The following is a 10,479-nucleotide window of genomic DNA, read 5'->3' on the forward strand; positions in this document are numbered from 1 at the left end:
TTTTTTCTGATAAAGTCGCCGACGACCCCTGTCTCAGGAACCGTATCCAGACTCCAGCAACTCCTTAAGTTTGACTGGCGGAACGTATCCGCCGAGTACTGTTCCATTTTCAAGCACCAATGTCGGCGTACCTTCCAACCCAATTTGACTTGCCAACTTCATGGTTTTTTCGATGGGATTGCTACACTTTTTCTCCGCCACGTTCTTACCCAGCTTCGCCTCAGTCAACGCACGTTTTCTATCGCCAGAGCACCACACTGATTGGGCCTTATAGTAAGAAGGGGAATTCAGCCCGGTGCGCGGATACAACAAATACCGGATCTCAATGCCATTGTTATTATATTCCGCGATCTCCTGATGCATGCGCCGGCAGAACGTGCAATCAACATCGGTGAATACCGTCACCCGATATTTCACCTGCTTTGGGGAAAAAACAATCATATCGGATTCGCTGACCGAGGTCATCAATGCCTTCCGTCCCGCCGAACGTTTACTCTCGGTAAGATTCTTCTTCTGCTGAATATCGATCACATCACCCTGGATCATATATTTTGCATCCTCAGTGACATAATAAATTTCGGCACCATACGTCACTTCATACATACCCGTTGCCGGTGAAGGCACTATGGTATCTGGCTGAGCTCCGGGAATCGCCTTTTGTAATACCGTGCGAATCTTCTCAACCTTATCGTCCGCCTGTGCGGTCATCCATCCCAACACGCACACCATGCCTACAAACAATACCTTTTTCATAGAAATTCCTACACGCATATAAAATCTCACCTTATTGGATAATCAAAATAATTTCCAGTCTAACCTCGAGGATGGTGTTGTGCATGCAGCGTCTTCAACCGCTCACGCGCCACATGGGTGTAAATCTGGGTCGTGGACAAATCGCTATGCCCCAGTAACATCTGCAGCACGCGCAAATCGGCACCATGATTCAATAAATGTGTCGCAAACGCATGGCGCAAGGTATGCGGCGACAATGGCTTGCTAATCCCCGCCTGCAGGGCATAGCGTTTAATCATGTGCCAAAAGGCCTGCCGAGTCATGCCCTCGCCACGGCGTGTCACAAAAACCGCATCGCTAAGCTGACCACCCAATAATTCCGAACGGGTTTGCTGCAGATAACGCTGCAACCATTCCTGAGATTCCTCTCCCATCGGCACCAGACGTTCCTTACCCCCTTTACCCATAATTCGAACCAGACCTTGATTCATATTAATTTGATCCAGCCGTAGCTCAACCAGTTCCGACACCCGCAAACCACAGGCATAGAGCAATTCCAGCATCGTTCGATCACGTAGGCCGAGGGGCCCGCTCACCAACGGCGCCGCAAGCAAAGATTCCACATCCGCTTCCGTCAGCGACTTAGGCAAAGGGCGACCCAACTTCGGCGCTTCAATCAACGCGCTGGGATCGGCCGTGATTTGCCGCTGGCGGATCAAGTGCTGATAGAAGCGGCGGATGCTCGATAACAAGCGGGCCGTCGAACGCGGCTTGGTTCCCTGTTGCACGCGATGCGCAAGATAGCCCAGCAAATCGGCACGCTGCACATTCAGCAAATCTTTTTTATGCGCCGCCAAATACCGCGCCAGACCACGCAAGTCAGCACCATACGCCTGCAATGTATGCTCACTGCCACCACGCTCCATCCAAAAACTATCCAGAAAGGTCTCAATCAAGGCCTGATCAGGCGCATTGATTGGGGACTCCTCAAGCAGCTGCGACATCGACACCCTCATGGCGCAACAGCCACTGCTTGATCAGCATGGCGCGCCCACTTTGCTTGCCCATGAATCCCCCAATACCATTGGCCGCGACTACGCGGTGACAGGGAATAATAATCGGTAAGGGATTGCTGCGACAGGCAGCCCCTACTGCGCGCGGGCTGGTATGCATGCGCTTGGCCAACTCGCCATAGGTTCGCGTTTCACCCGCAGGAATCTGCTGCAACTGGTGCCAAACGCGTTTTTGGAACGGCGTACCAGTCACGGCTATTTCAAGCGAGAACATCCTTTTAGGATCAAGAAAATACTCTTGTAGCTGATTCATGGCATCTTGAACGGCGCCTACTCTCGATAACGCATAACTCTGACTGGCGCCGACAAAATCAATTTCACTGATTTTCTCACCCGAGAAGATTAAGCCCAGGCGTACGCCTGGAATGGGGGTCGCTATCACCGCCGCATAATCTGGCATCGGACTGACCTTAATGATGCCTCGCCAACAATTGCAGCTGTTGCAACTCACGCTGCAACACCGCACGCCACTCCGAATCTCCCACGTCCTGCAACATGTGTTCATATACCTGTCGCGCGTCATCGAGATAACCCGCTTTCACCAATGTCTGTGCCGCCTGTTGTCGCGCTATCTGTGGCGAGAGATCCTGGACGCCTGTTTTAATCACATCTGCGGCCTGAAAATATAACCGCGCCGCCTCGTCAAACTTCTTCTCAGCCACACGAATATCTGCCATCCAGAACAATAGTTCGCGGCGCAGACTCAGCTCCGGCGCATCATTTAACATTAATGAGAATAGCTGGAACGCCGCGTCCAATTGTCCAGCCCGCTGCAGATCAAAACCGATTCGGATCAAATATTCAAATTGCGTGCGGTCCAGAGTCTGGCCGCTACGCAACAATTCTTTCACGATATCCGCTCCCACCGACGCTACGCCTGTCAGAATTTGCGATCTCGCCCGCCGCAACCGCCAATCAATCGTCTGCACAGCACCACTCGAACCCTGCAATAAATTCATCAGTCTGGCGGCGCTGGCTTGATCGCCGCCATTCAGCGCCTGATCGATCAATAGGTAAAGCACGGGCTCGGGTAGAGAACCGACGTCCATAGTCTGACTGGCGCCAAGATAGAGTGGTTTTAACAAAGCCTTCTCTCGTTCCTGTGCGGCCAAAATGTGACTAAAGCGCAGATGAACCTGATGGGCGGCACCTTTCTCGTCATGACTCGCAATCACTGCCAACAACGCACGCGCCTCTAACGGCGAAATTTTTTCAATCCGATCAATTTCACCATACCAGGGCTCAAAATCCCCCACCAGTAATTGCGATTTATTGGCCAGTTGATCACCATAATCCTGATAGGCACGCCAGAGACGATCGACCGCCAGCGAACCCTCAATGCCTTCCACATCCTCAGCCGCAATCACAATCTGCTCAAGTAACTGAATCTGCTGCGCCCCTGTTGGCAAAAGATTGGCCTGCCCAACCAAAACATTTAACAACTGTTGCCGCAGTTCAAACGTTAATCCAGGCTCACCCAGTTTCATCAGCAACGATTCAATTAACGCGGGCTCCAACGTCTCGCCCAGCCGATGTCTCGCCATTGCGACAATCACCTCGGCACGTCGATCATTTACCGCCTTTAGCATCGCTATTGCTTCCGACGCTCGATTGTTCGCCAACAAGACCCGCGCCTGAATCATCGTCCACTCGATCGCGTTATCTTCAGCATAATCCTGATGATAACGCAGTATGGCGGTATATGCGTCCGCCACCTTATCTTCGCTAAGGTAGCTTTCCACCAACATGCGACGCCATGTTTGCAAGGTCTGCACGGGTAAATCAGAACTTAACCAAATCTTTTGCGTTAACAAGACACGTGCCTCATCGCCACGATCGGTCGCCAAATACGATTGCGCCATCTGCGTCCAGGCCCACAACATAAATTCCGCGGACAAATCCTCGGTAAGCACGCCTTCCAATTCGCGTATCACCTGATCCCACTTTTGCTGTTGTTGGTAAATGGCAATTTTTTGCTGCTGCCACTGCATCCAGGCGGCAGGATCGACATCGCGCTTGAGTTCGGATTGCTGAAGGAGTTTTAGCGCCAGAGTAGGAGCCCCGGCGGCAGAGAGGGCGATAATTTCATCAGCAGACGATGCCGCCAATACACTGCCACACAAAAAGAAGAAGGGGACAACAAAACCTCGAACCAGGTTTTGCGTCCCCCTCATCGGTATGGGCATTTTGAGAAGAGTTACGCTTACAGCTTCTCTTTGATACGCGCGGCCTTGCCTTCCAGATCGCGCAGGTAGTACAGCTTGGCGCGACGCACATCACCACGACGCTTCACCTCAACTGAGTCAATCGCCGGGCTATATGTCTGGAACACGCGCTCCACACCTTCGCCGTGAGAAATCTTGCGCACGGTGAAAGATGAATTCACACCACGATTGCTCTTGGCGATGACAACGCCTTCATAGCTCTGCAAACGTACGCGGTCGCCTTCTTTGACTTTGACTTGGACGACAACAGTGTCACCCGGCCCGAACTCAGGCAGTTCGCGACTCATCATTTCTTTTTCAATTTGCTGGACAATATTGCTCATTGTGCTTTCCTCAATCTAATAATCCGTCACTTCCGTTCCCGCTGCGCCGCCACCGGCGATTCAGCGATAAATTCTTCCAACAATCGGCGCTGCTCTGCCGTCAACTCCAAACTCTGTAACAGCTCCGGCCTTCGTTGCCAGGTACGTCCCAGCGCCTGTTTCAGACGCCAGCGGCGAATCGCCTCGTGGTTGCCGCCAAGCAGCACCTCTGGCACCGCACGCCCCTCGTACACTTCAGGCCGCGTGTAGTGCGGGCAATCCAACAGGCCGTCCATGAACGAGTCCTGTTGTGCAGATTCCGCGTGCCCCAGTACTCCCGGCAACAAGCGTGTCACCGCGTCAATCACCGTCATCGCCGCAAACTCGCCACCGCTGAGGACATAATCGCCAACCGACCATTCCTCGTCGACCTCAAGCTCGATGATACGTTCATCGATACCTTCGTAACGCCCGGCGACCAGAATCACACCGCTGCGTTGCGACCATTCATGGGCCACGCGTTGATCGAACTGTTTCCCTTGCGGCGACAAATACACCACCTTCGCCTCGGGATTGGCCTGTCGCGCGGCGCGTATCGCCTGGCGCAACGGCTCGATCAACATCACCATTCCGGGACCGCCACCATACGGGCGATCATCCACAGTCCGGTGCCGGTCATGGGTGTAATCGCGCGGATTATGACACTCCAGCGCAAACACCCCGGCCCGTGCCGCCCGACCACAAACCCCGTAATCGAACAACACTTGGAACATTTCGGGAAACAGGGTGACGACGTCAAAACGCATCGCGTAAGAGGTTCCCCTAAAATTCCGGATCCCAATCGACCCTTATTACACCCTGTTCCAAATCAATCTGCTTTACAAATTCATCGATGACAAACGGAATCAACCGTTCTCGATCGCCGCTGACCACCAGCACATCATTGGCGCCGGTTTCCAGCAGTTGTTCTACGCGCCCCAGTGTTACACCGCTTTGCGTGACAACATTCAATCCAATCAAATCGGCCCAGTAATACTCGCCGGGCGCTGCAGGAGGTAATTGCTCCCGCGTTATCGAGATCTCTGCCCCGACCAGTTTCTGAGACAGATCGCGATCGTCGTACTGATCCAGGTGGACGACCATGCCTTTGCCATGCACTCGGTGCTCAAGTACCTTGATTGGCCGCAATGCCCCACCCAGAGTGATCATCCAAGGGCTGTAGTTGAAAATATTCTCTGGTGGTTCAGTGTGAGAGTAGACCTTGAGCCAACCCTTAACCCCGAAGACGCCAGTGATCTTGCCAACCACCACCCGCTCTTGCCGCTCGCTTTCCATACTCAAACACTTACTTGCGTCGCGGCAAGGCGCAGCGCCAACATTTAGGCAGCTGCGGAATCCTTGATCAACTTGGCAACGCGATCAGAGGCTTTGGCGCCTTGACCCAACCAGTAGTTGATGCGGTCATTATCCAAACGGATGCGCTCTTCCTGGCCGGAAGCAACCGGATTGAAGAAACCGACGCGCTCCAGATGGCGGCCATCACGCGAACTACGTGAATCCGTCACCACCACATGATAGAAGGGCCGTTTCTTGGCGCCACCGCGAGACAAACGAATTGTGACCATTACCTTTCCTCGTGAAAAACAAATCCAAGCCTGCCCCATTGGTTCAGGCCGTTAAAAATCCGCACATTTTACGCTAACCAACGAAAAATGAAAGCATTAAATCATTAAAAGGGCTTCAACCCCTGGGGTAGTCGCCCACCCAGGCCGCGCAACAGCTTGGCCATGCCGCCCTTCTGGAATTGCTTCATCATCTTTTGCATCTGGGCGAACTGTTTCAGCAGGCGGTTAACATCCTGGACTTCGACCCCGGAACCGGCAGCAATACGCCGCTTGCGGGAGCCCTTGATAATATCCGGATTCCGCCGTTCAGAGGGGGTCATTGAATTAATGATAGCCTCTATCCTATTGAAATCCTTATCATTTACTTGCTCTTTTAGATCTTTGGACATCCCCCCGACGCCGGGCAGCTTGTCCATCAGGGAGGCCACACCCCCCATTTTCTGCATCTGCTGCAACTGGCTACGGAAGTCCTCCAGATCAAAACCCTTGCCCTTTTTGAGCTTCTGGGCGATCTTTTCGGCCTCGCCCTTGTCCAGGCTGCGCTCGGCCTGCTCGACCAAGCTCAGGACGTCTCCCATGCCCAGGATGCGCGAGGCCAGGCGGTCAGGGTAAAACGGCTCCAGGGCCTCGGTCTTCTCCCCCACCCCCAGGAATTTGATCGGTTTGCCGGTGATGTGGCGGATCGAGAGCGCGGCCCCGCCGCGGGCGTCGCCGTCGGTTTTGGTCAGTACCACCCCGGTCAGCGGCAGGGCGTCATTAAAGGCCTTGGCGGTATTGGCGGCATCCTGGCCAGTCATGCTGTCGACCACGAACAGGGTCTCGATCGGCTGCACGGCAGCATGCAAGCGCTTGATCTCGTCCATCATCTCGGCGTCGACATGGAGGCGGCCGGCGGTATCGATCAAGAGTACGTCAATAAACAGTTTGCGGGCCTGCTCTATGGCGGCCTGGGCGATGGCGACCGGGGCCTGATCGGGCCGACTGGGGAAAAATTGGACACCGACGTCATTGGCCAAGGTTTGCAGCTGCTCGATCGCGGCCGGACGGTAGACGTCGCAGCTCACCACCATCACCGATTTCTTTTTGCGTTCCTTGAGGAACCGTGCCAACTTGGCGACGGTGGTGGTTTTACCCGAACCCTGCAAACCGGCCATCAAGACGATGGCGGGCGGTGCCGCATTGAGCGCCAATTCGGCATTGGCCTGGCCCATGATCTCGACCAGCTCATCACGCACCACGCCGATCAGAGCCTGGCCCGGAGTCAGACTCTTGATCACATCGTGGCCGACAGCGCGGTTTTTCACTCGCTCGATGAAGTCGCGCACCACTGGCAGCGAGACGTCCGCCTCCAGCAGCGCCATGCGCACTTCACGCAGGGCATCCTTGATATTGTCTTCGGTCAGGCGGCCAACGCCGCGCAGGTCACGCAGGGTTCGCGACAGTCGTTCTGTTAAACCTTCAAACATGGGGAATCACTTATCAGTTCCACGAAGTGGAACATTATAGCTGGAATACGAGCCCGTTCTTAAGTGCTTTTATCGCCCGCCCCTTAATCAGGGATTTGACCTCTTTGAGGATGGACTTTTCGGCATCTGGCTTGTGGTGGGTAAGGTAGATGTCGGGATCTAACTTGAGTTTATGAATGTCTTCGGCCAGGGTCTTGGCGCAATAGTGTCGTGCCACTCGGCTCAGCGCCTCATCTTCGTTACTGAAGGCCACCTCCAGCAACAATAAATCGAGCCTGCCATGCACATTCAACGCATCCCAAAATGTGTCGTTGTTGGCGGTGTCACCGCTAAAGGCAAAGGATTTACCCGCGGCAGATTCCACCCGGTAACCGACCGTGGGAACAATATGATTGACGGGGATCAACTCAAAGCGGCGGCCACCGACGGTACAGATCGAACCCGAGCGCTCAACCTGAAACCGCATCACCGGCCGCTCCCGCGTCGGGAGTTTGGAAAAATCGGGCCAAATGACCCAGTTGAAGATGTGGTCCTGAATCCCTTTGATGGTTTCCGGCAAACCATGAACTACGACGGGCTCGTGAATACGCTCAAAAATGCTATCCACCAGCAACGGCAGAAAGGCCACATGATCAAGATGGGTATGAGTTAGAAAAATATGGCGGATGCCCGCCATCTCGTCAAGGGTCAGATCCCCTACGCCGCTGCCAGCATCGATCAGGACATCATCGTCCACCAGCAGGGAGGTGGTCCTCAGCTTTTTCCCGATCCCCCCGCTGCATCCTAGAACGCGTAGTCTCATGCGTATATTGTCTGTCCCAAGACAAATTTCTTTAGACTATAGCACGTTACTTTCTTGCCTCACCATCAACCCACTAAGGCGTCGTGCCCCCTTTAACCGGTCCACTGGTTATGCCATCATTGCAAATTCCTAAGGAAATCAAGAAATATGCACAGCTTGGTTATCGGCATCATTAGCTTTTTTCTGTACCTGGTCTCGGCCTTTATCCTGGGCTACCGGCTTTCGACCCGTTCCAGCGCCCCGGCCGGCAAATGGCAGGCGCTTGGGATAGCTATTGTCGCGGTCAGCCTGCATAGCTGGATTCTCTTTCTTTCCCTGTTCAGCGAAGGCGGCCTGAACCTGGGCGTCTTCCACGCGGCCTCGCTCATGACCTGGGTGGTCGCGGTATTGATCATCATCACGGCGCTGAGCCGGCCTACGGAAAATCTTGGGATAATCGCCTTCCCTTCAGCGGCAATTGCCATCGTCTTGCAACACAGCTTCAGCGCCAGCCACATGCTGTTCAATTGGCAGAATCCGATTGAGATTCATATTCTGATCTCGATCCTGGCCTATAGCTTGCTCAGCATTGCGGCAGTACAAGCCATCATCCTCGCAATCCAGGATTATCACCTGCGCAATCGCCACCCCGGCGGTTTTATCCGCGCCCTGCCGCCACTGCAAACGATGGAGACATTGTTGTTCCAAATGATTGCCGTCGGTTTTGTACTACACAGCTTGTCACTGATCACCGGGATCATGTTTCTGGAAAATATTTTTGCCCAGCACCTGGTTCACAAAACAGTTTTGTCGCTCATCGCCTGGTGCGTCTTCGGTACCTTATTGTGGGGACGCTGGCGATTTGGCTGGCGCGGCCGCACTGCGATCCGCTGGACGCTCGGCGGTTTTCTTGCCCTGGCACTGGCCTACTTGGGCAGCAAGGTCGTGCTGGAGGTCATCTTGGGACGCTAACGCGAACCGGGATCTTTATATGGAAGAAATTCCGTTACACGTCCTCATTGCGCTGTTACTGATCTTTGTCACGCTATCGGGCTGTTTCGCTGCTGCGGAAACAGCACTGATGAGTCTCAATCGCTATCGTTTGCGTCATCTAGTGCGCGCCAAACACCGAGGGGCGATACTCGCACAAAGCATGCTCAACCGTCCTGACCGGTTGATCGGCCTGATCCTGTTCGGCAATACCTTTGTCCATATCCTCGCGTCATCAGTCAGCACCTTGATCGGCCTACGCCTCTGGGGCGATAACGGGATCGCTATTGCCGCTGGCATCCTGACGTTCCTGGTATTGATTTTCGGTGAGGTGGCGCCCAAAACATTGGCTGCGCTACATCCTGAACGCGTTGCCTTTCCTGCTGTCTTTGTCCTGTTCCCGCTGATGAAAATCAGCTACCCCGTGGTCTGGACCATCAGCATCATGTCCAACGGTGTATTACGCCTCTTCGGCATCTCGACCAAGAGCGGCGCCATGCATTCATTGAGTACTGAAGAATTACGCTCCGTCGTCCATGAAGCGGGCGCGCTGATCCCCCGCCGTCACCAGGAAATGCTGGTCAGTATTCTGGACCTGGAGAAAGTCACCGTCGATGACATCATGATTCCGCGCAATGAGATCGTGGGTATAGACGTTGAACACAACGAGCAGGAAATCCTGAATCAACTCACTCACTGCCAACATACGCGACTCCCGGTATATCGCGGTGACATCGAAAATGTGATTGGCTTCCTCCATGCTCGCAATGCGCTGCGCCTGATGACAAGTAATCAATTCAACAAGGAAGCGCTGCTTGGTATTACCCGTGAGGCCAATTTCGTCCCTGAGGGTACACCGCTCACCACTCAACTTTTAAACTTCCAGCGCGAGAAACGCCGCATCGCCTTCGTCGTTGACGAATACGGCGACATTGAGGGTTTGATTACGCTGGAAGATATTCTGGAAGAAATCGTCGGTGAATTTACCACTGACGCCGCAGCGGCGATCCGCGATATTCATCCACAGGAGGACGGCACGTATCTAGTGGATGGCGCAGCATATATTCGCGAAATTAACCGATTAATGCAGTGGGAGCTGCCCACCGATGGCCCCAAAACGCTCAATGGCCTGATTATCGAATATCTTGAATCCATCCCCGAACCGGGGACCAGTGTCCGTATTGCGGGCTATCCCATCGACATCGTGCAAACCACTACCAACGCGATCAAGACAGTACGCATTCACCCGGCATTGCGCACAACACTCGTCATTACCAAGGATTAA

Annotated in this window: 12 protein-coding genes; 2 read left to right on the forward strand and 10 right to left on the reverse strand. The window is 53.9% G+C overall.

Translation table 11 applies throughout. The features are described 5' to 3' along the window. Positions 1-33: 33 nt before the first annotated feature. The 10 genes from HY272_01200 to HY272_01245 all read right to left on the reverse strand — a co-directional run bounded on the left by HY272_01200 (position 34) and on the right by HY272_01245 (position 8,225). Positions 34-753 (reverse strand): DsbC family protein, encoded by a 720-nt coding sequence (locus tag HY272_01200; GenBank protein MBI3771311.1) that lies wholly within the window; start codon positions 751-753, stop codon positions 34-36. Positions 754-812: 59 nt separating this feature from the next. Next, positions 813-1,736: a site-specific tyrosine recombinase XerD gene (gene xerD, locus HY272_01205; protein ID MBI3771312.1), complete on the reverse strand. Its 924-nt coding sequence runs from the start codon at positions 1,734-1,736 to the stop codon at positions 813-815. Beyond that, complete coding sequence (locus HY272_01210; GenBank protein ID MBI3771313.1) at positions 1,720-2,205, reverse strand: methylated-DNA--[protein]-cysteine S-methyltransferase; 486 nt, start codon at positions 2,203-2,205, stop codon at positions 1,720-1,722. The genes xerD and HY272_01210 overlap by 17 nt, the downstream gene beginning before the upstream one ends. A 10-nt stretch (positions 2,206-2,215) precedes the next feature. Further along, entirely contained in the window at positions 2,216-3,991 is a 1,776-nt protein-coding gene (locus HY272_01215) for a hypothetical protein (GenBank protein ID MBI3771314.1), read from the reverse strand. A 17-nt stretch (positions 3,992-4,008) separates the two neighbouring features. Beyond that, complete coding sequence (gene rplS / locus HY272_01220; GenBank protein MBI3771315.1) at positions 4,009-4,353, reverse strand: 50S ribosomal protein L19; 345 nt, start codon at positions 4,351-4,353, stop codon at positions 4,009-4,011. A 26-nt stretch (positions 4,354-4,379) separates the two neighbouring features. Then, complete coding sequence (gene trmD / locus HY272_01225; protein ID MBI3771316.1) at positions 4,380-5,138, reverse strand: tRNA (guanosine(37)-N1)-methyltransferase TrmD; 759 nt, start codon at positions 5,136-5,138, stop codon at positions 4,380-4,382. Positions 5,139-5,154: 16 nt separating this feature from the next. After that, the gene (gene rimM / locus HY272_01230; protein MBI3771317.1) at positions 5,155-5,667 is read right to left on the reverse strand and encodes a ribosome maturation factor RimM; all 513 of its coding nucleotides are present in this window, start codon (positions 5,665-5,667) and stop codon (positions 5,155-5,157) included. Between the two features lie 44 nt (positions 5,668-5,711). Further along, positions 5,712-5,957: a 30S ribosomal protein S16 gene (gene rpsP, locus HY272_01235; GenBank protein MBI3771318.1), complete on the reverse strand. Its 246-nt coding sequence runs from the start codon at positions 5,955-5,957 to the stop codon at positions 5,712-5,714. Between the two features lie 104 nt (positions 5,958-6,061). Next, positions 6,062-7,423, reverse strand: a complete 1,362-nt coding sequence (ffh, locus tag HY272_01240; protein MBI3771319.1) for a signal recognition particle protein — start codon at positions 7,421-7,423, stop codon at positions 6,062-6,064. A 34-nt stretch (positions 7,424-7,457) separates the two neighbouring features. After that, positions 7,458-8,225 carry a 3',5'-cyclic-nucleotide phosphodiesterase gene (locus tag HY272_01245; GenBank protein ID MBI3771320.1) on the reverse strand — a complete coding sequence of 256 codons (768 nt, stop codon included), beginning with the start codon at positions 8,223-8,225 and terminating at the stop codon, positions 7,458-7,460. A 147-nt stretch (positions 8,226-8,372) separates the two neighbouring features. Here HY272_01245 and ccsA point away from each other — a divergent pair, with 147 nt between their 5' ends. Together ccsA and HY272_01255 are read left to right on the forward strand one after the other, a co-directional pair. Beyond that, entirely contained in the window at positions 8,373-9,176 is an 804-nt protein-coding gene (gene ccsA, locus HY272_01250) for a cytochrome c biogenesis protein CcsA (protein MBI3771321.1), read from the forward strand. A 19-nt stretch (positions 9,177-9,195) separates the two neighbouring features. Next, positions 9,196-10,479, forward strand: a complete 1,284-nt coding sequence (locus HY272_01255) for an HlyC/CorC family transporter (GenBank protein MBI3771322.1) — start codon at positions 9,196-9,198, stop codon at positions 10,477-10,479.

It is taken from the genome of Gammaproteobacteria bacterium, assembly GCA_016200485.1.
In the GTDB taxonomy this organism is placed as follows: Bacteria; Pseudomonadota; Gammaproteobacteria; order Tenderiales; family Tenderiaceae; genus JACQEP01.